Origin of the sequence: Nocardiopsis sp. MT53, assembly GCF_019598965.1 — a bacterium.
In the GTDB taxonomy this organism is placed as follows: Bacteria; Actinomycetota; Actinomycetes; order Streptosporangiales; family Streptosporangiaceae; genus Nocardiopsis; species Nocardiopsis changdeensis.
Map to the genome: position 1 here is coordinate 6,207,444 of NZ_CP080599.1, position 23,994 is coordinate 6,231,437.

The window sequence follows — 23,994 nt, forward strand, 5'->3', positions numbered from 1 at the left end:
AAGGAATGGAACGGGTTCTCAGGCCCCAAACCCCGGGGAACGGGGTTCCACAACCTGAGAGGATGTTCTGATAAAGGGCATCATGACACGGCGAGAGAAATCGGAGAGGAAATGCCCGTTTTCTCCGGGGAAATCAGGCGACCGAGAAACTGAACAGCCCGCTGGGCGGGGCGTGCCAGCCGCGGTTCGGGGCCACCGGCACCCCGGGGCCGAAGCAGCCGCGCCCGGCGTGCATGCTCACCTCCGCGTCGGTGAGGTTGACCAGCACGTGGGCGGTCGGCGGGAGTACGGTGCAGCTCCCGGACGCGGGGTCCGGGTAGCGCACGAGGTCCTCGAACTCGGTCGTGAAGACGACGACCTCGCCGGTGGCCGCGTGGGCGGGGACCGCCCCCACCAGCGCGCTCGTCAGGGCAAGGGCGAGCGCGGTGGACAGAACCCTCATTCCACCATCCTTTCTCGTTTCATACGCGATTCACGGAAAAGATCACCTCGCGCACCAATGACACGGAGGATCACCGCGCCAATACTCTCCGAACCCGGGGGTGCCCGCAACAGAAAAGGCGAAGAACGCGGTTTCGGTCCGCCCGGGACACCCGAATAAGCCTCGCCGGACGGAATTCGAACAAAAAGCGGACGCCGGCGCGCGCGGCGGGCGCGCCGGTACCGCCGCCCGTCCGCACCCCGTCGCCCGGCGCCCTGACAGGGCCGGGTGGGCGAGTGTTTGCCCCCTCCATGCCCGCCCCTGGCACGCGGAGCGGCCCCGCGCGGACACGCCCGGTTAGGGTGCCCGCACGGGGCCGAAAAGGGGACGCCCCCCGCGGGGCGGCCCCGCGCCGACAGGGGGTGGGGATGGCCGCGCGCGGGCAGGGGCGACCGGTCGCCGTCATCGGCGCCGGTGCGATCGGGACGTCGGTGGCGTCGGCGCTGGCGCGGGCGGGCCGCCCGGTGACGGTGTGCGGCGCGAGCCGCCGGTTCGGGCGGATCGAGGTGACCGAGGACGGGTCCGCCGAGTCCTGGCCGGTGGCGCAGGCGGACTCCCCCGGCGACATCGCCGGGTACGACACCGCGGTCCTGGCGGTCAAGGCGCACCAGACCGAGGCGGCCGCGGCGTGGCTCAGGGCCGTCTCCGCCCCCGGGACGACGGTGCTGGTGGCCCAGAACGGGGTGGAGCAGCGCGAACGCGTCGCCCCCCACACCGGCGGCGCGTACGTGGTGCCCGCCGTGGTCTACCTGAACGTGGAGCGCACGGGGCCGGGCCGGGCGACCCTGCGCCGCGTCGGCCGCCGGGACCTGGTGCTGCCCGACGAGGCCCCGGCCCGGGCGCTGGCGGCGGAGCTGGCGGCGGGGCGCATGCGCGTCGGCCTGGAGGCGGACTTCGTGACGGCGGCCTGGGCCAAGCTGCTGGCCAACATCACCGCCAACCCGCTCACCGCCCTGACCGGCCGCCGGGCGGACGTGCTCCGGGACCCGGGGGTCGGCGCCGTCGCCCGCCGCATCATGGACGAGGCCCTCCGGGTGGCCCGCGCCGAGGGCGCCGCGCTGTCCGCCTCGCACGCCCGGGAGGTCCTGGCCTGGCTGGAGAACGCGCCGGAGGGCGCCACCACGTCGATGCTCCAGGACCGGATCGCCGGGCGGCCGCTGGAGTACGACGCCCTGACGGGGGCGGTGGTGCGCGCCGCCGAGCGCCACGGCATCGACGTGCCGGTGAACCGGCTGATCCTGGCGCTGACCGCGGCGACCTGTTCCGGCCCGTGACCCACGTCACCCTGGGTCCGGGGCTCCGGGCGGAACGTCACCTAATGTCAGGAGAACCTCAATTCTCCGGCGGGGATTGGACACATCGCCCCGAACGTGCTCACCCTCCTTCGGAAAGCGCAGGAAATCCGCCGGTGACCTGCCGGTAACGAACGGAATCCGTCGGCCCGGTCCGCGGCGGCGCCTGCACACCCCCACGACGAAGGAACACATGACCTCCCCCAACGAGCAGAAACCGGACGACCGCACCGCATCGCCCCCGGAGGAGTCCGCCGAGGGCCGCTTCACCCGCTCCCGCGTCATCGGCCTCATCGCGGGCCCCCTCGTCGGCCTGATCGTCTACCTGCTCATGCCGGACATGCCGCTGCCGCTCGCCGAGGGCGAGGACGAGGCCGTCGTCTCGGCCAACGGCCGCACCGTCGCCGCGATCACCGCGTTCATCGCCATCTGGTGGGCGACCGAGGCCATCCCGATCCCGGTCACCTCGCTGCTGCCGCTGGTGCTGTTCCCCGTGATGCTGGACGGCACGCCCATCGCGAGCGTGTCCTCCTCCTACGGCTCCGACACCATCTTCCTGTTCATGGGCGGCTTCATGCTGGCCCTGGCCATGCAGAAGTGGAACCTGCACAAGCGGATCGCGCTGACCATCGTCTCCAAGGTGGGCTCCAACAGCGCGGGGCTGATCGGCGGCTTCATGATCGCCACCGGGTTCATCACCATGTGGGTGAGCAACACCGCCACAGCCGTGATGATGCTGCCCGTCGGCCTGTCCGTGGTCACCGTCCTCACCCAGTTCCGCAACGGGCGCACCGACGCCAACTTCGCGACCGCCCTCATGCTCGGCATCGCCTACGCGTCGTCCATCGGCTCGGTGGCCACCATCATCGGCACCCCGCCCAACGTGCTCATGGTCGGCTACCTCTCCGACACCCACGGCATCACCATCGGCTTCGGCCAGTGGATGCTCGCCGGCGTGCCGCTGGCCGCGGTCTTCCTCCTGATCGCCTGGTTCGTGCTGGTCAAGGTGTTCCCGCCCGAGGCCAAGAGGGTCGAGGGCGCCCAGGAGCTGATCGGCTCCGAGCTCGCCGCGATGGGGTCCATGTCCCGCGGCGAGAAGGGCGTCTCCCTGGTGTTCGCGCTGGCCGCCCTGTCCTGGATCTTCATCCCGATCCTGGCCCGCAGCGAGAGCGTCGGCGGCGCCCTGCCGTGGCTGGCCGGCATCTCCGATGCCGGGATCGCGATGACGGTCGCCGTCGTCCTCTTCCTGGTCCCGATCGACCGGCAGGGCACCCGCCTGCTCGACTGGGCGACCGCGGTGCAGCTCCCCTGGGGCGTGCTGCTGCTGTTCGGCGGCGGCCTGGCCATCTCCGCGCAGTTCACCGCCAGCGGCCTGAGCGCCTGGATCGGAGGCCAGGTCTCGGTCCTGGCCGGGATCCCCCTGTGGGTGCTGATCCTGGTGGTGACGGCGCTGGTGCTGTTCCTGACCGAGCTGACCAGCAACACCGCGACCGCCGCGACGTTCCTGCCGATCCTGGGGGGCGTGGCGATGGGCATGGACATGGACGTCCTCACCCTCGTGGTCCCCGTGGCCCTGGCCGCCACCATGGCGTTCATGCTCCCGGTGGCCACCCCGCCCAACGCGATCGTGTTCGGTACGGGGTACGTCCGCATCGGCCAGATGATCAAGGGCGGCCTGTGGCTGAACCTCATCGCCCTGGTCGTCATCCTGGGCTCGATGTACGCCCTGTTCTCCTGGGCCATCGGCATCACCCTGTAGTCCGCACGCGGTCGGCGGCCCGGGGCGGACGGATCCGTCCGTCCCGGGCCGCCGGGTGCGCGGGGTCAGCCGACGATCGGGCGCTCCTCCGGCAGCTCGTACAGCCGGCTGTGCCGGCGCAGCGCCAGCGCCGACGCCAGGGTGATGGGGCCGATGCGGCCGACGAACATGAGGAAGACCAGCACCGCCTGCCCCACGGGGGGCACGTCGGCGGTGATGCCCGTGGACAGCCCCACCGTCGCGAACGCCGACGTCGTCTCGAAGAGGATCTGGTCCAGGGTGAAGGGGGTCACGATCATCAGGACCAGGGTCCCCGCCAGCACCAGCCCCAGCGCCAGCATGGCAACCGTGGTCGCCTGGGAGGCGGTGCCCGCGGACAGCCGCCGCCCGCCCGCGTGGACCGTCGGCTCGCCGCGCACGTTCGCGTAGGCGACCAGGATCAGCACGGCGAACGTGGTCACCTTGATGCCGCCCGCGGTACCCGCGCTCCCGCCCCCGATGAACATCAGCATGTCGGTGACCAGCAGCGTCTGCGTCTGCATCGCGCCGAAGTCCAGGCTGTTGAACCCGGCCGTGCGCGGCATCACCGACTGGAAGAAGGCGGTGAGGACCTTGTCCTCCGTGTCCAGGGGGCCCATGGTCGCCGGGTTGGTCCACTCCAGCGCCAGGAACGCGACGAAGCCGACGGCCAGCAGGGCCGCCGTCATCCCCAGCGTGAACTTGGCGTGCAGCGTCCAGTGGCGCTTCTCCTTGTGCTTCCGGGAGAACCGCCACAGCTCCACCCACACCGGGAAGCCCAGCCCCCCGGCGATCACGCCGAACGCGACCGGCAGCGTGATCCACGGGTCGGTGGCGTAGCCCATCAGGTTGTCGGAGTACAGCGAGAACCCGGCGTTGTTGAACGACGAGACCGAGTGGAACACACCGGTGTGCAGCGCCGCCGTGAAGGTCAGGTCGTAGGCGGTCCACCAGCGCAGCGTGAGGACGGCCGCCAGCAGCACCTCGAAGACCAGGGTGACCCACAGCACCCCCAGCACCAGCTGCCGCACCTCCCCCAGGGACACCGACTTGGTCTCGGCCCCGGTGGTGACGGCCATGCGCAGGCCCATGCGCCGGCTCACCAGCAGCGACAGCACGGTGGCCAGGGCCATGATCCCGAACCCGCCGATCTGGATCAGCACGAGGATCACGGTCTCGCCGAAGCCGGACCAGTGCCCGGAGGTGTCGACGACCGCCAGGCCGGTCACACTGGCCGCCGAGGTCGCCGTGAAGAGCGCCGTCATGAAGGGGGTCGCCTGCCCGTCGGCGGCGGCGGGCAGGGACAGGAGCAGGGTGCCGGTCAGGACGAACGCGCCGAAGGCCGCCACCGTCACCAGCGGGGGCCGCTTCCAGATCCCGGGTCCGAACCGGAGTCCCCCGACCTGCGGGAACGGGCGGCTCGGGTACGCGCGCGGGCTTCTCACCGCTCCCCCTCCTCCCCGCCGGCCAGGAACCGGTAGCCCAGCCCCGGGTCGGTGAGGAAGTAGCGCGGGCGCGGGGGGTCGGGCTCCAGGCGCTGGCGGATCTTGGTCATGAACACGCGCAGGTAGTTGGTCTCCCGTTCGTACTCGGGCCCCCACACCTCGTGCAGCAGCTCGCGGTGGGTCACCAGGCGGCCGCGGTTGCGCACCAGGACCTCGACGATGTGCCACTGCCGGGGGGTCAGGCGGACCTGCTCCCCGCCCCGGGTGACCTGCTTGGCGGCCAGGTCCACGGTGAAGTGGTCGGTGACCACCGACGCCTCCGGCTCGGCCGACGCCGCGGTGCGGCGCATGGCGGCCCGCACCCGGGCGAACAGCTCGTCCATGCCGAACGGCTTGACCACGTAGTCGTCGGCGCCCAGGTCCAGGGCCTGCACCTTCATCTGCTCGGTGTCGCGCCCGGACAGCACCACGACCGGGACCTGCGTCCAGCCGCGCAGCCCGCGCAGGACGTCCAGCCCGCTCATCCCGGGCAGGCCCAGGTCGAGCAGGACCAGCCCGGGGTGGTGGTGCGCGATGAGCTTGAGCGCGTGCTCGCCGCTGTCGGAGAGGTAGGGCGTGTAGCCGCGGGCCCGCAGGTTCAGCTCCAGGGTCTTGCGCAGGCGGGGGTCGTCGTCGACGACGAGCACCGTGGGAGGCGCCTCGTTCCCGTCGCTCATGGTCGGTCCGTTCTCGTGTGTCCGGTGCGGTGGGAACGGCGTCCCACCGCACCGATGGTAGGGAAGGGCGGCCCCCTTTCGTCCCAGGCGGCCGCCGAGTGTCAGGCCGGGGCCCGGTCCAGGGCGAGGTTGAGCTCCAGGACGTTGACGCCCGGCTCCCCCAGCACGCCCAGGGTCCGCCGCGTGGTGTGCTCCCCGATGAGGGCCTCGACCCGCGCGGCGTCCAGGCCGCGGGCCCGGGCGACCCGGTCGGCCTGCAGCCGGGCGTTCTCCACGGAGATGTGCGGGTCCAGGCCGGAGGCGGAGGCGGTCACCGCGTCCACCGGGACCCCGGCGTCCGGCTCCAGGCCGTTGAGGTCGCGGTAGGCCTCGGTGCGGGCGGCCACCTCGTCCAGCAGTCCGGCGTCGGTGGGGCCGAGGTTGGCCCCGCCGCTGTCCCGGGGGTCGTGGCCGACGGCCGAGGGGCGCGGGTGGAAGTACTCCGGCCCGGTGAACTCCTGGGAGATCCACTCCGACCCGACGGTCCGGCCGTCGTGTTCGACGAAGGACCCGTTCGCCCGGTGCGGGAAGGCCGCCTGGGCGATCCCGGTGACGGCCAGGGGGTAGGCGAGGCCGAGGACGATGGTGGCGACCGCCATCATGGTGAACCCGGCGATGAGCTGGCGCAGCATGTCAGAGCACTCCCAGCGCGCTGATGAGCATGTCGATGAGTTTGATGCCGACGAACGGGGCGATCAGGCCGCCCACGCCGTAGACGAGGAGGTTGCGGCGCAGCATGGCCGAGGCCGACCGGGCCCGGAAGGCGACGCCGCGCAGGGCCAGCGGGACCAGGGCCACGATGACCAGGGCGTTGAAGACCACCGCCGACAGGATCGCCGACTCGGCCGAGGCCAAGCCCATGATGTTCATCCGCTCCAGCCCCGGCAGGGAGGCGGCGAACATCGCGGGCAGGATCGCGAAGTACTTCGCGACGTCGTTGGCGATGGAGAACGTGGTCAGCGCGCCGCGGGTGATGAGCAGCTGCTTGCCGATGTGGACGATCTCGATGAGCTTGGTCGGGTCGGAGTCCAGGTCGACCATGTTCCCGGCCTCGCGGGCCGCCTGCGTCCCGGTGTTCATGGCCACGCCCACGTCGGCCTGGGCCAGGGCGGGCGCGTCGTTGGTGCCGTCGCCGGTCATGGCGACCAGGGCGCCGCCCGCCTGCTCGCGGCGGATCAGGGCGAGCTTGTCCTCGGGGGCGGCCTGGGCGAGGAAGTCATCGACGCCGGCCTCCTTCGCGATCACCGCGGCGGTCCTGGGGTTGTCGCCGGTGACCATGACCGTGCGGATGCCCATGGTGCGCAGCTGCTCGAAGCGTTCGCGCATGCCGGGCTTGACGGTGTCCTTGAGGTGGACCAGCCCCAGGGCACGGGCGGGGCCGCCCCCCTCGGGCACCTCGGCGACGGCCAGCGGGGTGCCGCCCTGGTCGGAGATCTTCTCCGCCAGGGAGAACAGCCGGTCGGGGGCCTCTCCGCCGTTCTCGCGCACCCAGCGGGCGACGGCGTCCACGGCCCCCTTGCGGATGAGGTGGGCGCCGTCGTCCAGGCCGCTCATCCGGCTCTCGGCGGTGAAGGGCACCATCACGCCCCGGTCGGCGGTGCGCCCGTTCAGGTACGGGCGCCCGGCCATGGCGAAGTCCACGATGGAGCGCCCCTCGGGGGTGCCGTCGGACAGGCTGGAGCGGTGGGCGGCCTCGGCGAGCTCCCCGTCGGAGACGCCCGGCAGGGTCAGGAACTCGGACGCCTGCCGGTTGCCGTGGGTGATGGTGCCGGTCTTGTCCAGGAGCAGGGTGGTGACGTCGCCGGAGGCCTCCACCGCCCGCCCGGAGGTGGCCATGACGTTGCGGCGCACCAGCCGGTCCATGCCCGCGATGCCGATCGCGGACAGCAGGGCGCCGATGGTGGTGGGGATGAGGCACACCAGCAGGGCGATGAGGACGATGGTGTCCTGGCGCGCCTGCGAGTAGACCGCCAGGGGCTGGAGGGTGACCACGGCCACCAGGAACACGATCGTCAGCCCGCCCAGCAGGATGTTCAGGGCGATCTCGTTGGGGGTCTTCTTGCGTTCGGCCCCCTCGACCAGCGCGATCATCCGGTCCAGGAAGGTCTCGCCCGGCGGGGTGGTGATGCGCACGACGATCTCGTCGGACAGCACCGTGGTCCCGCCGGTGACCGCCGAGCGGTCGCCGCCGGACTCGCGGATGACGGGCGCGGACTCGCCGGTGATGGCGGACTCGTCGACGGTGGCGATGCCCTCGACGACGTCGCCGTCGCCGGGGATGACCTGCCCGGCGGCGACCACGCACTCGTCGCCGACCTTGAGATCGGTGCCCGCGACGGTCACGAGCTCCCCGCCGGGGGTGCGCACCCGGGCCTCGGTGTCCCTGCGGGTGGCGCGCAGGGCCGCGGCCTGGGCCTTGCCCCGGCCCTCGGCCAGCGCCTCGGCGAAGTTGGCGAACAGCAGGGTCGCCCAGAGGAAGACGGTGAGCAGGGCCCCGAAGCCGGCCCGCGCGGTGTCGCCCTGGACGAGGGAGGCCGTGAACAGGACGGTGGCCAGCGCGCTGCCGACCAGCACCACGAACATCACAGGGTTGCGGAACTGGACGCGCGGGTCGAGCTTGCGGACCGAGCCGATCAGCGCCTGGCGCAGGATGGGCCCGCTGACCAGACTCCCCTTCGGCTCGGGGAACGCCTCCTCGTCCGGCGGGTAGATGAAGACGGGTTCGCGCTCGGGAGCGGTGATGACGTCCCGGGGCACGGGTTCGGACGTGTCGTCGTGCATGGTGCGGCTCACAGTGAGAAGTACTCGGCGACGGGGCCGAGGGTCAGGGCGGGCAGGAAGGTCAGTCCGGCGACGATGACGACGACCGCGACGACCAGCCCGCCGAACATCGGGGTGTGGGTGGGCAGGGTGGAGACGGTGGCGGGCACCGGCCGCTTGCGGGCCAGGGACCCGGCGATGGCCAGGACCGGGAGGATGAGCAGGAAGCGGCCGACCAGCATCGCGACCCCCATCGTGGTCGTGTACCACCAGGTGGCGGCGTTGAGCCCGGCGAAGGCCGACCCGTTGTTGTTGGCGGTGGAGGCGTAGCCGTAGAGGATCTCCGACAGCCCGTGCGGCCCGGTGTTGTTCAGCGAGGCCAGCGCGGCGTCGTTGACGGCCGAGGCGGCGGCGAAGCCGAGCAGGACCACCGGCATCGCCAGGAGGTAGAGCATCACGAGCTTGATCTCGGGCGCGGTGACCTTCTTGCCCAGGTACTCGGGGGTGCGGCCGATCATGAGCCCGGCGATGAACACCGTCAGGATCACCATGACCAGCAGGCCGTTGAGGCCGACGCCCGCGCCGCCGGGGCTGAGCTCGCCGAACATCATGTGCAGCATCGACAGGCCGCCGCCGAGCGGGGTGAAGCTGTCGTGCATGGCGTTGACCGAGCCGTTGGAGGTGCCCGTGGTGGCCGCGGCCCACAGTCCGGAGGCGGCGGCGCCGAAGCGGGTCTCCTTGCCCTCCAGGTACCCGGCGGACTGGTCCACGCCCATGCCGCCCAGCAGCGGGTTGCCCGCGCCCTCCAGGAGCATGACGGCGACGGACATGAACGCCCACACCGCGAACATGATCCCGAAGACCGCGCGGCCCTGGCGGCGGTCGCCGCACAGGTGCCCGAAGGCGAAGGCCATGGAGAAGGGGATGATGAGGATCGCCCAGGTCTGGACGAGGTTGCTCAGTGCGGTGGGGTTCTCGAAGGGGTGGGCGGAGTTGGTGTCGAAGAACCCGCCGCCGTTGGTGCCGAGCTGCTTGATCGCCACCTGGCTGGCGGCCGGTCCGCCGGGGACCGCCTGGGCGGCCCCCTCGACGGTGGTGACGACGGTCTGCCCGTTGAGGTTCTGGACGACGCCCTGGGTCACCAGGACCAGGGCGACCAGGAACGACAGGGGGAGCAGGACGCGCACCACGCCGCGGGTGAGGTCCACCCAGAAGTTGCCCAGCGTGGTGGCGCCCCGGCGGGCGATGCCGCGGATGAACGCCGCCATCACGGCCATGCCCGCGCTCGCCGAGACGAAGTTCTGGACGGTGAGCCCGGTCATCTGGGAGAGGTGGCTCATCGTGGTCTCGCCCGCGTACGCCTGCCAGTTCGTGTTGGTCATGAAGCTGACCGCGGCGTTGAAGGCGATGTGGGGGTCGAGGCCGGGCAGGCCGTCGGGGTTGAGGGGCAGCACGCCCTGGGCGCGTAGCAGCGCGTACAGGAACAGGAAGGACATGAGGCTGAAGGCGAGCAGGGAGAACGCGTAGCGCGTCCAGTGCTGTTCGCGTTCGGGGTCCACCCGGCAGAGCCGGTAGACCAGGCGCTCGGCCGGTAGGAACAGGCGGTCGCCGGGGGCCTTGGCCCCGTCGGCGTAGCCGTAGACGGCGGCGATGTAGCGGCCGAGCACGGGGGCGGTGAGGCCCAGGAGCGCGATGAGCGCGAGGAACTGGGCCCATCCGGTGACGGTCATCAAAATCTCTCCGGGAACAGCAGGGCGGCCGCCAGGTAGGCGGCCAGGGGGATCGCGATCGCCAGCGCGGTGATCTCTTCCCAGGTCATCGGGGTACCGCCGTTTCCGCTTCGGAAGCCGGGGCGCCGGTGCCGTCCCCGGGGTCCCCGAGCGCCGGGGCGTCCCCGATGACGCGTTCGCAGCCGCGGACGTAGGCGACGCACAGGCCGAAGAAGCCGATGGTCGCCAGGACGAGCAGTGTGTCCGCCATGTCCTTTTCCTTGTCGTGGTCGCGGCGGGGCCGGGCGGCCCCGCCGGCGGGCTCCGCCGATGCGGCACCCGCCCGAACGACTGTGGGGCCGGAGCCGGGGGCGGGGCCATCGGGATAGCGCTCCCTTAGCGCCTGGACCGGCGGATTTAGCGGACAATTAGCGCCATACGACATCAGAACGCCCTTTGACCGGTGAGAATGAACCCGGAGGAGGCGATGTGGTGACACGTGGTGAGCTGCGGGTGTACCTGGGCGCTGCCCCCGGGGTGGGCAAGACCTACCGGATGCTGGACGAGGCGCACCGGCGCCGCGACCGCGGCGCGGACGTGGTCATCGGGTTCGTGGAGTGCCACGGCCGCGTCCTGACCGAGGCCATGGTCGACGACCTGGAGACCGTCCCCCGGCGGCGGGTCGCCTACCGCGGGTCCTCCTTCGAGGAGATGGACCTGGAGGCCGTGCTCCGGCGCCGCCCCCAGGTCGTCCTGGTCGACGAGCTCGCCCACACCAACGTCCCGGGCAGCGGCAGCGCCAAGCGCTGGGAGGACATCGAGGTCCTGCTGGAGGCGGGCATCACGGTGCTGTCCACCCTCAACATCCAGCACCTGGAGTCGCTCAACGACGTCGTCGAGCAGATCACCGGCGTCCGCCAGCGCGAAACCGTCCCGGACGCCTGGGTGCGCGGCGCCGACCAGATCGAGCTGGTCGACATGACCCCCGAGGCGCTGCGCCGCCGCCTGGCGCACGGCAACGTCTACGCCCCGGAGAAGATCGACGCCTCCCTGAGCAACTACTTCCGGGCGGGCAACCTGTCGGCGCTGCGCGAGCTGGCCCTGCTGTGGCTGGCCGGGCGGGTGGACGCCGAACTGGAGCAGTACCGGTCCGAGCACGGGGTCACCGACACCTGGGAGGCCCGGGAGCGGGTCGTGGTCGCCCTCACCGGCGGCCCCGAGGGCGAGACGCTCGTCCGCAGGGCCGCCCGGATCGCCCAGCGCGGCAAGGGCGCCGACCTGCTGGCGGTGCACGTGGCCCGCAGCGACGGCCTCACCGGGGCAGACCCCGCCCTGCTGGCCCGCCAGCGCCTGCTGGTGGAGAGCCTGGGCGGCACGTACCACCAGGTCCTGGGCGAGGACGTGCCCCGCGCCCTGATCGCGTTCGCCCGCGGGGTCAACGCCACCCAGCTCGTCCTGGGGGCCAGCCGGCGGGGGCGGATCGCCCGCATGTTCTCCCCCGGGATCGGGGCCACCACCACGGCCCTGTCCGGGGCGATCGACGTCCACCTGGTCACGCACGAACAGGTGGGGCTGCGGACCCGCGCCCGGGCGGTGAGCCCGGTCTCGCGCCGCAGGCGCCTGGCCGCCTGCGCCCTGGCGTTCATGGCCCTACTGTCGGTGGGCTTCGGCCTGGGGTTCTCCACGGACGAGGCGAACCTCGCCAGCGGGGTCGTCCTGGTCTTCGCGACGGTCACCGTGGTGGCCCTGGTGGGCGGCCTGTGGCCCGCGCTGCTGGCGTCGGTGTGCGGCTCGGCCCTGCTCAACCTCCTGTACACCGAGCCCTACTTCACCCTGACGGTGGCCCACCCGCAGAGCCTGCTGGCCCTGGCGGGGTTCGTGGTCGTGGCCGTGTCGGTGAGCCTGGTGGTGGACCAGGCGGCCCGGCGCACCCGGGAGGCCGCCCAGGCCGGGGCCGAGGCGCAGCTCCTGGCCACCGTGGCCGGGAACGTGCTGCGCGGCTCGCGCCCGCTGGAGGCGCTCATGGAGCGGCTACTGGAGACCTTCTCGTTCACGTCGGTCTCGCTGCTGGAGCGGCGCCCCGGAGCGGTCGGCGGGCCGGAGCACCGGCGCGACCCCCGGGACTGGTCGGTGGTCGCCTCCGCGGTGCGCGAGGGCGAGGAGTCGTGCCGGGCGCCGGCCCAGGGGGACATCGACGTGCCGGTGGACGACCGGCTCACCCTGGTCGTGCGCGGCCGCGAACCCGAGGCGGGGGACCGCCGGGTCATCGAGGCGTTCGCCGCGCAGGCGGCGGTCGCCCTGCGCCAGGAGCGGCTGGCCCGGGAGGCCGCCACGGTCAAGCCCCTGGCCGAGGCGGACCGGATGCGCACGGCCCTGCTGTCGGCGGTCAGCCACGATCTGCGCGCGCCGCTCGCCTCCGCCAAGGCGTCCGTCACCAGCCTGCGCAGCCGGGAGGTGAGCTTCAGCGAGGAGGACCGGGAGGGCCTGCTCGCGATGGCCGACGAGTCCCTGGACCAGCTCACCCGGCTGGTGACCGACCTGCTGGACATGAGCCGCCTCCAGGCGGGGGTGCTGGGCGTGGGGCTGGAGTCGCTGCCCCTGCGCGAATCGGTGTTCGCGGCGCTGGAGCAGTTCGGCGGGGAGGCGGCCGCGGTCCGGGTGGACGTGCCGGAGGAGCTGCCCGACGTGCGGGCCGATCCGGGCCTGCTGGACCGGGTCCTGGCCAACGTGGTCGGCAACGCGCTGCGGTTCAGCCCCGCCGGGGCGCCGCCCGCCGTGTCGGCGTCGTGGGTGGGGGACACCGTGGAGGTGCTGGTGATCGACCACGGGCCGGGGATCCCGGAGGAGGACCGCGAGCGGATGTTCGTGCCCTTCCAGCGCCTGGGGGACACCGACACGGGGACCGGCCTGGGGCTGGGCCTGGCGCTCTCCCAGGGGTTCGCCGAGGCGATGGGCGGCTCGCTCGCCCCCGACTCCACCCCCGGGGGCGGCCTGACCATGCGGCTGGTGCTGCGCGCGGCCGCCCCGGACGCGGCGGGCGCCGCCCCGCCCCCCGGCGGCGCGGAAGGCCGCGCCGACAGCAGAACTTAGGGCTTCAGGACCTCCTCCAGTAGGCGGACCGCCCCGGCGGCCCCGCCCTCGGCGCGGACCCGTTCGCCCAGGGCGGCGGCGCCGGCGGCGGTCCCCGCGTCCGTGAGGACCGTGTCCAGGGCGGCGGCCAGGGCGTCCTCGGTGAGGCGGCGGCCGTTCAGCGGGGCGGGCGCGGCCCCGGCGGCGTGGACGCGCCCCGCCCAGAACGGCTGGTCGCCCCAGAAGGGGCACACGACCTGGGGGCGCCCGGAGGCCAGGGCGGCGCCGGTGGTCCCGGCGCCGGCGTGGTGGACCACGGCGGCGCAGCGCGGGAAGAGGGCGAGGTGGGGGACCCGGTCGACGGCCAGCACGTCCCCGCCGTCCGCCGCGACGGCTCCCCCGCCTCCGGAGGCGACGATCGCGCGGGCCCCCGCCCGCCGGACCGCCGCGGCGACCGTGCGGCCGGTGGCCGCGGGGTCGGCGGTGGGCAGGCTGCTGAACCCGACGAACACCGGCGGCTCCCCCGCGGCCAGGAACTCCTCCACGCGGTCGGGCAGGCCGCCCTCCGCGTCTTCGGGCACGAACCAGAACCCGGTGGTGCGCACCCATGAGGGGTAGCCCGCGTCGGCGGGCACCAGGTGCCCGCTGAAGGCGTGGACCACGGTGGCGGGCGTCCCGTCCGGCCTCCGCAGCGGGTCGTGGGCGCCGGGGCGCGGCGCGAGCCCCAGGTCGCGGCGCAGGTCCTCGGCGACCTTGCGCTGGCCGCGCAGGGCCGCCCCGGCCAGCCGGTAGCTCAGCCGGTGGAACCGGGCGGGGACCCAGCCGGGCCAGGGCACGCCGGGGGCGGGGAAGGCGCCGGTGGGCACCCAGGAGGGCTGTAGCCCCACCGGCACCGCGGGCACGCCCAGGCGCTCGGCGATGTGCCCGCCCGGCATGCCGGGAATGTGCACGACGATGTCGGCGCCGGAGTCGGCGGTCGCGGCCATGTCGGTGTACACCCGGCGCATGAGCGGGGTGATCGCGCGCAGCAGGGAAACGGTGTGGACGGCGCCGCGCAGGCCCCGCAGGCCGGTCTCGCGCACCCCGGACAGGCCGGGGTCCTCCATGAGGGCGTTGGGGCCGTCGTCGACCGGACGGTAGGCCACGCCGTGCGCGGCGGCCAGCGGCGCGTAGGACTCCGGTCCGGCGACCGTCGCCGTGTGGCCAGCGGCCTCCAGGGCCAGTGCCAGGGCCAGGAACGGCTGGACGTCGCCGCGGGTGCCGTGGGTGAGCAGCAGGGCGTGCACGTTCACTCCTTCCGCGCGGTGAGGCCGCGCGCGATGACGTCGACGAGCAGGTCGACGGTCTGGTCGTAGGCCGCGGGGTCGGCCAGCCGGCCGGCGTTCACGGGCACGAGCATGACGGTCTGCAGGACCCCGACCACGGCGGCCGGGGTGGCGGGCACCAGGTCCCCGCGCTCCAGCGCGGCGGTGACGAAGGCGGCCAGCCCGTTGGCCGGGTTGTCGGGGGAGGCGGTCAGCCGCTCGGGGTCGGCCCTGCGCAGGACCGCGTCCATCTCCTCGGGGTGGGTCACGAGCCGCCGGTACAGGGGGTCGGTGTCCAGGACCTCCAGGGTGGCGCGCAGGAAGCGGCGCAGCGCCTCCTCGGTGTCGTCGGTGGACTCCAGGGCCTCGTCGACGACCCGCCGTTTGACGTCGGCCATCCGGGCCAGCATCAGCTCCAGGTAGAGGTCCTCCTTGGAGCGGAAGAACGCGTAGAAGCTGCTCTTGGCGATGCCGGCGGGTGCGACCAGGTCCTCCAGGGAGGTCTTGCGCAGGCCGCGCGCGGTGAACAGGTCGGCCCCCGCCTCCATCAGCAGTCCGGTGATGCGGGCCTTCTCCTGTCCGGTGAACGCCGGTGGCATGTGTGTCCTCTCCTCCAGGGTGGTGCGCCCGGTCATCGGGCGGCCGTCTCGGCCCGCGGGCCGCTCCCGTGCCCGCCCGGGCGCCCGCCCGTGAGGGACAGGGGCAGGCCGCGGCGGCGGGCGGTCCAGACGACGACGGCGGTCATGATCACCATGCCCGATCCCAGGGGGAGCAGGGTGGCCAGGCCGTCGGTGCCCGAGTTGGCGATGGTCCAGCCGATCTTGAGCGCGAGTCCGCCGTTGATGACGACCAGTCCCCAGCCCGGGGAGCGGTACCAGAAGGCGGCGCACAGGGAGCCGAGCAGCACCGGGACCATCGCGAGGCTGAGCCAGGTGACCCAGGTGGGGTCGGCGAACAGCCGCTCCTCCATCTCCAGGACCCCGGCCATGGCCGGGTCGATCTCCTCGGGTTCGGGGAACCAGAAGAAGCTCGTCAGCAGGGCAACGATGGTCAGGGCCAGGGCCGCCGGGCGCCTGGTCCAGCAGAAGTAGGCGATGGGCAGGAAGAAGAGCGGCCGGATGTACCAGCTCAGCGGGTTGAGGTGGCGCGGCCAGGCCCAGGCGAGGAAGTCGTGGAGCTGTTCCATGGGGGTGCCTTTCGTCGCGGGGCCCTGCGGACCCCTTGGAAACATATGAACAGATTGAATTTTTGTTTTCAACGGATTTAGCGCTCTCTTAGCGCTACACGTTCGTGTAGTCGACTACACGAACGTGTAGCATCGGGGCATGGACACGGAACGACCCGCGGAGGACCTCACCGGCCGGGCGCGCATACGCGACGCCGCACTGGAGGTCTTCGCCGAACGCGGGACCAAGGGCGCCACCGTGCAGCTCATCGCCGCCGCCGCGGGCGTCTCCACCGGGCTCATCCGCCACCACTTCGGCTCCAAGGACGGCCTGCGGCGGGCCTGCGACGAGTACGCCGTCGGCACCCTGCTGGAGCAGGCCCGGCGCGCCCTGGAGGAGGACACCGCGGCCCCGGGGTTCATGGACTCGATGCACCGCGCGAGCGGGGCGAGCACCCGCTACCTGGCCCGCGCCCTGGTGGAGGACTCCCCCGCGGCCGCCGAGCTCTTCGACACCGGGGCGGCGCTCGCCGAGCGCTTCCTCACCGAACAGGACCCCGAACGCTTTCCACCCGGCGCCGAGGCCACACGGGACGCCGCCGCGGTCATGGGCGCCATGCAGCTGTCCACCCTCACCCTGCACACCCACCTGCGCCGCAGGATGGGCGTCGACCCGCTCGACCCCGCCCACACCCCGCGGCTGGCCGCGGCCATGGTCGGGGTGTACACGACCACGGTCGCGTTCCTGTCCGGCGAGCAGGGCCGGCCGATCTCCGACGCCCTCACCGGCGACGCACCCCCCACCCCCCGGGAGGAAGAGCCATGACGACCACCGAGGCGATCCGCGTCAGCGGACTCGCCAAGCGCTTCGGCCGCACCACCGCGCTGGACGGCCTGGACCTGACCGTTCGCACCGGGGAGGTCCACGGCCTGCTCGGCCCCAACGGCGCGGGCAAGAGCACCGCCCTGCGCATCCTGCTCGGGCTCACCCGCGCCGACGCCGGGACCGCGTCCGTGCTCGGCGGCGACCCCTGGCACGACGCCGCCGCCCTGCACCGGCGGCTGGCCTACGTCCCCGGCGACGTCGCCCTGTGGCCCGGCCTGTCCGGCGGGGAGACCCTCGACCTGCTCGGGCGCATGCGCGGCGGCACCGACGGACGGCGGCTCGCCGAACTCGTGGACCGCTTCGCGCTGGACACCCGCGTCCGGGGCCGCGCCTACTCCAAGGGCAACCGGCAGAAGGTCGCCCTGGTGGCCGCGCTGGCCGCCGACACCGAGCTGCTCGTCCTGGACGAGCCCACCTCCGGGCTGGACCCGCTCATGGAGGAGGTGTTCCGCCGGACCGTCGCCGAGGAGCGCGACCGGGGCCGCACCGTCCTGCTGTCCAGCCACATCCTGTCCGAGGTCGAGGCCCTCTGCGACCGGGTCTCCATCGTGCGCGCGGGCCGCACCGTGGAGAGCGGCACCCTCGACGACCTGCGCCACCTGTCCCGGATCACCGTCACCGCCGTCCTGTCCGCTCCCCCGGACGGACTGGCCGCCCTGCCCGGCGTCCACGATCTGGAGGTCGAGGGCGACCGGCTGCGGCTGCACGCCGACCCGGCGGCGCTGGCCGGGCTGTGCGCGCGCCTGGGGGAACTGGGGGTGCGCGACCTCGGCGCGCATCCGCCCACCCTGGAGGAGCTGTTCCTGCGCCACTACGACACGGCCGCCGAGGGGGCGCGATGACCGCCGTCGGCGCCCGCCCCGCCGGGGGGACGGCGGCCGGGGCCGCCCCGCTGGCCCGGGCGGTCCTGCGCCGGGAGCGCGTCCTGCTCGCCGTGTGGTCCCTGTGCACCGTCGGCATCGCCCTGGGCGGCGTGGCCGCGGCCGGGACCACCTACCCGACCGCCGCCGACCGCGCGGCGCGCTGGGAGCAGCTCCGGCAGATCCCCATGTTCGTGCTCTTCCAGAGCCGGGCGTTCGACGACTCCGCCGAGGCGCTCGCCGTCCAGCAGGCGTTCGGCGCCGGGACGATGTGCGCCGCTCTGGGCGCCGTGCTGCTGGTGGTGCGGGCCACCCGCGGGGAGGAGGGCTCCGGGCGGCGCGAGCTGCTCGCCGGGCTTCCGCTGGGGCGGCACGCGGACCTGGCGGCGGCCCTGGCCGTGGCCCTGGGCGCGGGGGCGGCGATCGCGGCCGCCGTCGCCGCGGGCCTGGTCGCGACCGGCGCGCCCGCCGCGGGATCGGCGGCCTTCGGGCTGGTCGTCGGCGCGGCGGCGTGGGTGGGCGCGGGCCTGGCCGCCGTCGCCGCCCAGTTCACCGCGCGCACCGGGACTGCGGTGGGGCTGGCGTTCGGGGCCTTCTACGCCCTGCACCTGGTCCGCGGGCTGGGGGCGATGGCGGGCGGACCGGCCCTGTGGGTCACCTGGGCGGTGCCCTCCGGGTGGCTGGAGAACGTGCGGCCCTTCGCCGGCGAACGCTGGTGGGCGCTGGTGCCCGTGCTGCTGTGCACGGCCGCCCTGGCGGCGGCCGCCTTCGCCCTGGCCGACCGGCGCGACCCGGGCGAGGGACTGCTCCCCCGCGGCCGGGGCCCGGCCCGGGCGGCCCGCTCGCTGCGGTCCCCCCTGGCCCTGGCGCTGCGCTCGGAGCGGACCTCCCTGGCCCTGTGGGCGGGGGCGGTCGCGGGCGTCGGCCTGGCGATGGGGGCCGTGGGGGCGGGCGCCATGGCCGAGTACGCGGGCGCGCCCTGGGTGCGCGCGATGGCCGACGCGCTGGGGGTGGCGCCCCGGGACGCCTTCTTCGTGTACGTGGTCTTCGTCCTCGTCTTCCCGATCGCCGCCCAGGCGGTCCTGGCGGTGCTGCGGCTCCGCCGGGAGGAGGCGGCCGGGACCGCCGAGCTGCTGTTGTCGGGGCCGGTGGGGCGGCTCCGCTGGGCGCTGGCGCACCTGGCGGTGGCCTTCCTGGGCCCCGCGGTCCTGCTCGCGGTGCTGGGCACGGCGGTCGGGGCCGGGGTGTTCCTGGGCGGTCCGGGGTCGGCGGCCGACCTCGTCCGGTTCACCGGGCTCACCCTCTCGCTGGTCCCGTCCGTGTGGGTGGTGGCGGCGGTGGCCTTCCTGGCGTACGGGGCGCTGCCGCGCCTGTGCGCGGCGCTGGGGTGGGCGGCGCTCGGCACGGGGATCCTGGTCGAGATCGCGGTGAAGACGGGGGCGGTGCCGGAGGTCCTGTTCCTGCTCACCTCGCCGTTCGCCCACGTCAACCCCTACTACGGTGCGCCGGGCGCCGCTCCCCTGGTGCTGGCCCTCCTGGCGGGGGCGCTGGCCGCCGCCGGGGCGTGGGCCCTGCACCGCCGGGACATGCCCGCCTGAAGGACGCCCGGCCGGGGGTGGCGCGGCGCCCCGACCCGCATTATGTTAGTGACTAACACTTTCTGCGGCGGGAACGGGCGGCGGCATGGACGGCAGGACGCACACGCGGCGACGGAACAGGGCCGCCATCCAGGAGGCGGCCCTGCGGCTCTTCGCCGAGCAGGGGTACGAGGCGACCACGGTCGCGCAGATCGCCCGTGAGGCCGGGGTCTCGCACATGACGTTCTTCCGGTGCTTCCCGACCAAGGAGGACGTCGTCCTGGACGACGACTACGACCCCATGCTGGAGGAGCTGGTCCGGGCCCGCCCCGCCGCCGAACCCCCCGTGGAGCGCGTCCACCGGGCCACCATGGCCGGACTCGGGCAGGTCTACGAGCACAACCGGGAGGCCCTGCTGGGCCGGGTCGGACTCCTGCTGTCGATCCCGGGCCTGCGCGCCCGGATCGGCGAGAACCTCGCCTCGGCCCGCACCGCCTTCGAGCGCGGGCTGACCCCCGAGGGGCGGGAGCCCGACATGGAGACCCGGGCGGTGGCCGCGGCGTGCGCGTCGGCCCTGGCCGAGGCCGTCATCGCCTGGAGCGAGGCCCACGAGCGGGTCGAGCTGCCCGACGTGATCGACCGGGTCTTCCACGCACTGCGCGGACTGCCCGCCCCGGAGCAGGGAACGCGCCCGTGAGCGCCCCCGTCATCACCGTCGAGGGCCTCTCGGTCCGCTACCCGGGCGCCGCGTCCCCGGCGGTCGACGGCATGGGCTTCACCGTCGGCCGCGGCGAGGTGTTCGGGTTCCTGGGGCCCAGCGGCGCGGGCAAGTCGACCGCGCAGAAGGTGCTGACCCGGCTCCTCCGCCGCTACCGGGGCGAGGTGGGCGTCCTGGGCCGGCGCCTGGAGGAGTGGGGACGGGACTACTTCGAGCGGGTGGGGGTGGGGTTCGAGCTCCCGGCCGGGTTCGGGCGGCTCACCGCCCGGGAGAACCTCGCCGCGTTCGCCTCCCTGTACCGGGGCCCGGTCGAGGACCCCGTGGAGCTGCTGGAGCGGGTGGACCTGGCCGGGGCGGCCGACCTGCGCCTGTCGGAGCTGTCCAAGGGGATGCGCATGCGCCTCAACCTGGCCCGGGCCCTGGTCAACCGGCCCGACGTCCTCTTCCTGGACGAGCCCACCTCCGGCCAGGACCCGGTGCGCGCCGCCCTGGTGCGCGACGTCGTCCGGGCGGCCGCCGACCGGGGGTGCGCGGTCTTCCTGACCACCCACGACATGGCCACCGCCGACCTGCTGTGCGACCGGGTGGCCTTCGTGGTCCGGGGGCGGATCGCCGCCGTCGACTCCCCGCGCGGGTTCAGGCTCCGCCACGGGCGCCCGGGGATCGTCGCCGAGCTGCGCGGGGGCGGCGTCCGGGAGGTCGCGGCCCGGGCCCTGGCCGACGACGCCGAACTCCTGGGGCTGCTCCGGGAGGGCGCCGTGGAGACCCTGCACACCCGGGAGGCGTCGCTGGCCGACGTCTTCACCGAGGTCACCCGGGAGCGGCTGTGAACCGGCTGCTCGCCGCCGCCGCGCTGGAGGCCCGGCTCCAGGCGAGGTACGGCATCGCGGCCGTCGCCGCCGCGCTGGGCGCGGTGTGGACGCTCACCCTGGTCGCCCTGCCCGCCGGGGCGGCCGACGAGGTGGCGGCCCACCTGCTGTTCCTCGACACCGCGGGCTTCGGCGCGCTCTTCGGCGCCTTCCTGCTCCTCTTCGAGCGGGTCGAGGGCTCGCGGCGGTCCCTGGAGGCGAGCCCGCTGCGGCCCGCGGAGGGTGCGGCGGCCCGGATCGCGACGCTGACCGCCCTGGCCCTGCTCATCGCCCTGCCCATGGCGGTGGCGGCGCTGCGGGACCGGCCCGCGGACCTGGTCGCGGCGCTCCCGCCCGTCCTGGGCGGCGTGGCGCTCACGTCCGCGCTGCTGACCGCGGCGTGCCTGGCGGCGGGGGCGCGCAGCCCGGACCTGCCGCGCTTCCTGCTGGTGCTGCCGCCGGTGGTCGCGCCGCTCGTCCTGGTCCCGCTGGTGCACGTCTTCGGGCCGTCCGGGCACCCGCTCCTGTACGCGGTCCCCACCACGGCGGGCGCGGAGCTCATCCGCTCCGGCCTGGCCGGGGGCGCAGGCTCCCCGCCCCCGGCCGCCGTAGTGTACGCGCTGGGGTGGGCGGTGCTCGGCCCCCTCCTGGTCCGCCCGGGGGCGGAGGCGCCGCCGGGGCGCACACGGCCCGTCCGCGTCCGTCCCCGCCCCGGGACCCGGGCCGTCGGCCGGGGGCGGACGCCGGCGATCGTGCGGTTCGCCCGTACCGACCTGTTCGGCACCGGCCGCGACCCCCTCCTCCTGCTGTTGCTGTGCTCCCCGGCCCTGCTGGCGGTCGGCCTGCGGCTGCTGTTCCCGCCCGTGTCCGGGTTCGTAATGGACGCCTTCGGGTTCGACCTGCGGCCCCACGCCCCGGCGCTCGTCGCGGCGCTGGTGCTGCTGCACGTGCCGATGATGTTCGGGCTCGTCCAGGGGCTGCGGGCGGCCGAGGAGCTCGACGGCGGGGTCCTGCTCGTCCTGCGCGTCTCCCCGGTGTCGGTCCCCGCCTACCTGGCCTACCGGATGGCACTGGCGGGCGCGGCGTCGCTGGCCGGGCTGACCGTGGCGCTGCCTCTGAGCGGTCCGTCCCTGGGCGGGGGCGGGCCCCTGCCCGTGGCGGCCGTGCTGCTGGCGTCCCTCCAGGCCCCGCTGCTGGTGGCGCTCATGGCGGCGTTCGCGGCGAACACGGTGGAGGCGCTGGTCGCCGCCAAGGCCGTCGGCGCCGTCCTGGTCCTGAGCCCCGTCCTGGCCTGGGCCGCCCCCTTCCCGTGGAACCTGGCCGCGGCCGTCCTGCCCCCGGTCTGGGCGGCGCTCGCCCTGCCCGGCTACGACGCCGGCCCGCTGACCCCGTGGTGGTGCCTGCCCCTCGGGATCGCCTGGACGGCGGCGGCCGGGTGGCCGCTGGTCCGGCGCGCCCGCCGGCGCCTGGAGAACGCCTGAGCACACGGTCTCCGGCCCCGGTTCGGGGAGGCGGGCCGCTTCCCGGAACCGGTGGCGGTCGCTCCATCCCCGCCTCCGGGAAGGCGGGCCGTACGGCCTTGACCATTTCCTGTTTGTTCGGAATGATCCGAACAAATCGATGGAAGTGGTGGGCATGGGCGAACAAGAGGCCGTGGCGGCCTTCGTCGAAGAGGCCGGGCTGTTCTACGAGCGCCTGGGGCTGAGCCGGACCGAGGGCCGCGTCATGGGCCGGCTGCTGAGCGCCCCCGAGGACGACGCCGACGCCCCCGCCCTGTGCGAGGCGCTGGGCGTGGCCAAGAGCAGCATGAGCGTCTCCCTGCGCAGGCTGGAGCAGGCGGGCCTGGTGGAGCGGTTCCGGCGGCCCGGGGAGCGGCGGGACCGGTACCGGCTCGCCGAGGACGTCTTCCAGCGCGCGTTCCGGGCGAAGATGGCCGAGTTCGACCGCTTCCGGGCCCTGGCCGAACGCGGGCTGGCCGCGGTGGGGGACGATCCCCGGCGCCGCGAGCGGCTGGAGCTGATGCGGGACATGTACGGGTTCATGGCCGACCGGTTCCCGGACCTGCTGGACGAATGGGACCGGGTCAGGAAGGGGCGCGGAAGATGAGGGCGCTGCTCGTCACCACCGGGAGCAGGGGCGACGTCCAACCGTTCACGGCCCTGGCCCTCGCCCTGGGGCGGCGGGGCCACGACGCCGTGCTCGCGGCGCCCGGCCGGTTCTCCGCGTTCGTCTCCCGGCACGGGGTGGACTTCGCCGCCCTGGACGAGGGGACGCTCGCGCTCCAGGACGAACTCGCCGGCCGCGGGACGATGGCCGCGCTCACCTCGGCGCGCCGGGTCGCCCCCGCCCTGCGGGCCTGGCTGGACAGCGTGGCCGGGCTGGCCGGGACGGCGTGCGACGCCGTCGTCTTCGCGCCCAAGGCGCTGGGGGCGGCCGACCTCGCGGACCGGCTGGGGGTGCCCGCGGTCCCGCTCCTGGCGATCCCGCTGTACACGCCGACCCGAGGGTTCGCCTCCCCACTGCTGCCCTTCCGCCCGCCCGCCGCGCTCAACCGGCCGAGCTGGCGGCTGGCCTCGGCGGTGGAGGCGCCCTACCGGCGGATGCTGCGCCGATGGCGCGCGGAGAGGCTGGACCTGGGCCCGGGCCCGGACCTGCCGGAGCGCATCACCGCGGGCGGGGCCGTGCACGCCTGGAGCCGCCACCTGCTGCCGGCGCCGGCCGACTGGCCGCCCTCCGCCACTCCCCTGGGCGCCCTGCACCTGCCGCCCGAACAGGGCCGCGCCCTGCCCGGGGCGCTGGCGCGCTTCCTGGAAGAGGGGGAGCCGCCGGTGTACGTCGGCTTCGGGAGCACGGTGCACCGGGACCCGGCCGGGCTGACCCGCACGGTCGTCGAGGGGGTGCGGCTCAGCGGGCGCCGCGCGGTGCTGGCCTCCGGCTGGGGCGCCCTCTCCCCCGGTTCCGCGCCCTCCGACAACGTCCTGGTGGTGGACGAGGTCCCGCACGACCTGCTGTTACCGCACGTGGCGGCGGCGGTGCACCACGGCGGGGCGGGGACCGTCGCCGCGGCGATGCGCGCCGGGGTCCCCCAGGCCGTGCGGCCGTTCGCCGGGGACCAGTGGTTCTGGGGCGACCGGGTCCACCGGATCGGGGCGGGCCCCGCCCCGCTGACCGGGAGGCTCACCCCGGAGCGGCTGGCCGCCGCGATCGACGGGGCCGCGGCGTGCTCCGGCCGGGCCCGGGAGCTGGCCGTGGCGGTCGCGGAGGAGGAGGGCGCGGCGGCGGACCGCATCGCCGAACGCGTGCTCGCGGCGGCGACCTGAGCCGGGGAGCACGGTGCCCCGCACCACC

Annotated in this window: 22 protein-coding genes; 11 read left to right on the plus strand and 11 right to left on the minus strand. The window is 74.4% G+C overall.

Features of this window, described 5'->3' with window-relative positions:
• Positions 1-133: 133 nt before the first annotated feature.
• Positions 134-442: a hypothetical protein gene (locus K1J57_RS27925; protein WP_220561694.1), complete on the minus strand. Its 309-nt coding sequence runs from the start codon at positions 440-442 to the stop codon at positions 134-136.
• A gap of 407 nt (positions 443-849) precedes the next feature.
• Here K1J57_RS27925 and K1J57_RS27930 point away from each other — a divergent pair, with 407 nt between their 5' ends.
• Positions 850-1,755: a 2-dehydropantoate 2-reductase gene (locus tag K1J57_RS27930; RefSeq protein ID WP_220561695.1), complete on the plus strand. Its 906-nt coding sequence runs from the start codon at positions 850-852 to the stop codon at positions 1,753-1,755.
• A 211-nt stretch (positions 1,756-1,966) separates the two neighbouring features.
• Positions 1,967-3,532: a DASS family sodium-coupled anion symporter gene (locus tag K1J57_RS27935; RefSeq protein ID WP_220561696.1), complete on the plus strand. Its 1,566-nt coding sequence runs from the start codon at positions 1,967-1,969 to the stop codon at positions 3,530-3,532.
• Between the two features lie 65 nt (positions 3,533-3,597).
• Here the strand turns inward: K1J57_RS27935 and K1J57_RS27940 are convergent, their stop codons facing one another.
• The 7 genes from K1J57_RS27940 to K1J57_RS33770 form a co-directional block, all read right to left on the minus strand.
• A complete protein-coding gene (locus tag K1J57_RS27940; protein WP_220565832.1) occupies positions 3,598-4,899 on the minus strand; it encodes a TrkH family potassium uptake protein in 1,302 nt (433 codons plus the stop codon).
• Positions 4,900-4,991: 92 nt separating this feature from the next.
• Positions 4,992-5,711 (minus strand): response regulator, encoded by a 720-nt coding sequence (locus tag K1J57_RS27945; RefSeq protein ID WP_220561697.1) that lies wholly within the window; start codon positions 5,709-5,711, stop codon positions 4,992-4,994.
• Positions 5,712-5,812: 101 nt separating this feature from the next.
• On the minus strand, positions 5,813-6,382 hold the full coding sequence (gene kdpC, locus K1J57_RS27950) for a K(+)-transporting ATPase subunit C (RefSeq protein ID WP_220561698.1): 570 nt from the start codon (positions 6,380-6,382) through the stop codon (positions 5,813-5,815).
• A 1-nt stretch (position 6,383) separates the two neighbouring features.
• Positions 6,384-8,531 (minus strand): potassium-transporting ATPase subunit KdpB, encoded by a 2,148-nt coding sequence (gene kdpB, locus K1J57_RS27955; protein WP_220561699.1) that lies wholly within the window; start codon positions 8,529-8,531, stop codon positions 6,384-6,386.
• An 8-nt stretch (positions 8,532-8,539) separates the two neighbouring features.
• On the minus strand, positions 8,540-10,240 hold the full coding sequence (gene kdpA / locus K1J57_RS27960) for a potassium-transporting ATPase subunit KdpA (protein WP_220561700.1): 1,701 nt from the start codon (positions 10,238-10,240) through the stop codon (positions 8,540-8,542).
• On the minus strand, positions 10,240-10,329 hold the full coding sequence (kdpF, locus tag K1J57_RS27965) for a K(+)-transporting ATPase subunit F (protein WP_220561701.1): 90 nt from the start codon (positions 10,327-10,329) through the stop codon (positions 10,240-10,242). The genes kdpA and kdpF overlap by 1 nt, the downstream gene beginning before the upstream one ends.
• Positions 10,326-10,490 (minus strand): hypothetical protein, encoded by a 165-nt coding sequence (locus tag K1J57_RS33770; protein ID WP_255646645.1) that lies wholly within the window; start codon positions 10,488-10,490, stop codon positions 10,326-10,328. The genes kdpF and K1J57_RS33770 overlap by 4 nt, the downstream gene beginning before the upstream one ends.
• Positions 10,491-10,711: 221 nt before the next feature.
• Between K1J57_RS33770 and K1J57_RS27975 the strand changes: the two genes are divergently transcribed.
• Complete coding sequence (locus tag K1J57_RS27975) at positions 10,712-13,309, plus strand: ATP-binding protein (RefSeq protein WP_220561702.1); 2,598 nt, start codon at positions 10,712-10,714, stop codon at positions 13,307-13,309.
• Here K1J57_RS27975 and K1J57_RS27980 read toward each other — a convergent pair.
• From K1J57_RS27980 to K1J57_RS27990, 3 genes are read right to left on the minus strand one after another with little or no spacing between them, the layout of a single operon-like run.
• On the minus strand, positions 13,306-14,574 hold the full coding sequence (locus tag K1J57_RS27980) for a glycosyltransferase (protein WP_220561703.1): 1,269 nt from the start codon (positions 14,572-14,574) through the stop codon (positions 13,306-13,308). The two genes, K1J57_RS27975 and K1J57_RS27980, sit on opposite strands and share 4 nt — an antisense overlap.
• Positions 14,575-14,576: 2 nt before the next feature.
• Positions 14,577-15,191: a TetR/AcrR family transcriptional regulator gene (locus K1J57_RS27985; protein WP_220561704.1), complete on the minus strand. Its 615-nt coding sequence runs from the start codon at positions 15,189-15,191 to the stop codon at positions 14,577-14,579.
• Between the two features lie 32 nt (positions 15,192-15,223).
• The gene (locus K1J57_RS27990; protein ID WP_220561705.1) at positions 15,224-15,778 is read right to left on the minus strand and encodes a hypothetical protein; all 555 of its coding nucleotides are present in this window, start codon (positions 15,776-15,778) and stop codon (positions 15,224-15,226) included.
• A gap of 139 nt (positions 15,779-15,917) precedes the next feature.
• On the opposite strand from K1J57_RS27990, the gene K1J57_RS27995 reads away from it, so the two are divergent.
• From K1J57_RS27995 to K1J57_RS28030, 8 genes are all read left to right on the plus strand, one after another.
• Positions 15,918-16,583 (plus strand): TetR/AcrR family transcriptional regulator, encoded by a 666-nt coding sequence (locus tag K1J57_RS27995; protein ID WP_220561706.1) that lies wholly within the window; start codon positions 15,918-15,920, stop codon positions 16,581-16,583.
• Positions 16,580-17,485 carry an ABC transporter ATP-binding protein gene (locus K1J57_RS28000; RefSeq protein ID WP_220561707.1) on the plus strand — a complete coding sequence of 302 codons (906 nt, stop codon included), beginning with the start codon at positions 16,580-16,582 and terminating at the stop codon, positions 17,483-17,485. The genes K1J57_RS27995 and K1J57_RS28000 overlap by 4 nt, the downstream gene beginning before the upstream one ends.
• Positions 17,482-19,101, plus strand: a complete 1,620-nt coding sequence (locus K1J57_RS28005) for an antibiotic ABC transporter (protein ID WP_220561708.1) — start codon at positions 17,482-17,484, stop codon at positions 19,099-19,101. Before K1J57_RS28000 ends, K1J57_RS28005 begins: the two co-directional genes overlap by 4 nt.
• A gap of 85 nt (positions 19,102-19,186) precedes the next feature.
• Positions 19,187-19,777 (plus strand): TetR/AcrR family transcriptional regulator, encoded by a 591-nt coding sequence (locus K1J57_RS28010; RefSeq protein WP_220561709.1) that lies wholly within the window; start codon positions 19,187-19,189, stop codon positions 19,775-19,777.
• Entirely contained in the window at positions 19,774-20,628 is an 855-nt protein-coding gene (locus K1J57_RS28015; RefSeq protein ID WP_255646646.1) for an ABC transporter ATP-binding protein, read from the plus strand. The genes K1J57_RS28010 and K1J57_RS28015 overlap by 4 nt, the downstream gene beginning before the upstream one ends.
• Positions 20,625-22,127: a hypothetical protein gene (locus tag K1J57_RS28020; protein ID WP_220561710.1), complete on the plus strand. Its 1,503-nt coding sequence runs from the start codon at positions 20,625-20,627 to the stop codon at positions 22,125-22,127. Before K1J57_RS28015 ends, K1J57_RS28020 begins: the two co-directional genes overlap by 4 nt.
• Positions 22,128-22,281: 154 nt before the next feature.
• A complete protein-coding gene (locus K1J57_RS28025; RefSeq protein WP_220561711.1) occupies positions 22,282-22,752 on the plus strand; it encodes a GbsR/MarR family transcriptional regulator in 471 nt (156 codons plus the stop codon).
• Positions 22,749-23,966, plus strand: coding sequence for a glycosyltransferase (locus tag K1J57_RS28030; RefSeq protein ID WP_220561712.1), 1,218 nt, complete (start codon positions 22,749-22,751; stop codon positions 23,964-23,966). The genes K1J57_RS28025 and K1J57_RS28030 overlap by 4 nt, the downstream gene beginning before the upstream one ends.
• Positions 23,967-23,994 lie beyond the last annotated feature (28 nt).

What these genes read in the sequence shown, in the direction of transcription:
- K1J57_RS27930 (WP_220561695.1), top strand. Translation starts at nt 850, where the DNA reads ATGGCCGCGCGCGGGCAGGGGCGACCGGTCGCCGTCATCGGCGCCGGT.
- kdpF (WP_220561701.1), bottom strand. Translation starts at nt 10,329, where the DNA reads ATGACCTGGGAAGAGATCACCGCGCTGGCGATCGCGATCCCCCTGGCC.
- K1J57_RS28010 (WP_220561709.1), top strand. Translation starts at nt 19,187, where the DNA reads ATGGACGGCAGGACGCACACGCGGCGACGGAACAGGGCCGCCATCCAG.
- K1J57_RS28000 (WP_220561707.1), top strand. Translation starts at nt 16,580, where the DNA reads ATGACGACCACCGAGGCGATCCGCGTCAGCGGACTCGCCAAGCGCTTC.
- K1J57_RS27925 (WP_220561694.1), bottom strand. Translation starts at nt 442, where the DNA reads ATGAGGGTTCTGTCCACCGCGCTCGCCCTTGCCCTGACGAGCGCGCTG.
- K1J57_RS28030 (WP_220561712.1), top strand. Translation starts at nt 22,749, where the DNA reads ATGAGGGCGCTGCTCGTCACCACCGGGAGCAGGGGCGACGTCCAACCG.
- K1J57_RS27985 (WP_220561704.1), bottom strand. Translation starts at nt 15,191, where the DNA reads ATGCCACCGGCGTTCACCGGACAGGAGAAGGCCCGCATCACCGGACTG.
- K1J57_RS28025 (WP_220561711.1), top strand. Translation starts at nt 22,282, where the DNA reads ATGGGCGAACAAGAGGCCGTGGCGGCCTTCGTCGAAGAGGCCGGGCTG.
- K1J57_RS33770 (WP_255646645.1), bottom strand. Translation starts at nt 10,490, where the DNA reads ATGGCGGACACACTGCTCGTCCTGGCGACCATCGGCTTCTTCGGCCTG.
- K1J57_RS28005 (WP_220561708.1), top strand. Translation starts at nt 17,482, where the DNA reads ATGACCGCCGTCGGCGCCCGCCCCGCCGGGGGGACGGCGGCCGGGGCC.
- K1J57_RS27935 (WP_220561696.1), top strand. Translation starts at nt 1,967, where the DNA reads ATGACCTCCCCCAACGAGCAGAAACCGGACGACCGCACCGCATCGCCC.
- K1J57_RS27990 (WP_220561705.1), bottom strand. Translation starts at nt 15,778, where the DNA reads ATGGAACAGCTCCACGACTTCCTCGCCTGGGCCTGGCCGCGCCACCTC.
- K1J57_RS27995 (WP_220561706.1), top strand. Translation starts at nt 15,918, where the DNA reads ATGGACACGGAACGACCCGCGGAGGACCTCACCGGCCGGGCGCGCATA.
- kdpA (WP_220561700.1), bottom strand. Translation starts at nt 10,240, where the DNA reads ATGACCGTCACCGGATGGGCCCAGTTCCTCGCGCTCATCGCGCTCCTG.
- K1J57_RS27945 (WP_220561697.1), bottom strand. Translation starts at nt 5,711, where the DNA reads ATGAGCGACGGGAACGAGGCGCCTCCCACGGTGCTCGTCGTCGACGAC.
- kdpB (WP_220561699.1), bottom strand. Translation starts at nt 8,531, where the DNA reads ATGCACGACGACACGTCCGAACCCGTGCCCCGGGACGTCATCACCGCT.
- kdpC (WP_220561698.1), bottom strand. Translation starts at nt 6,382, where the DNA reads ATGCTGCGCCAGCTCATCGCCGGGTTCACCATGATGGCGGTCGCCACC.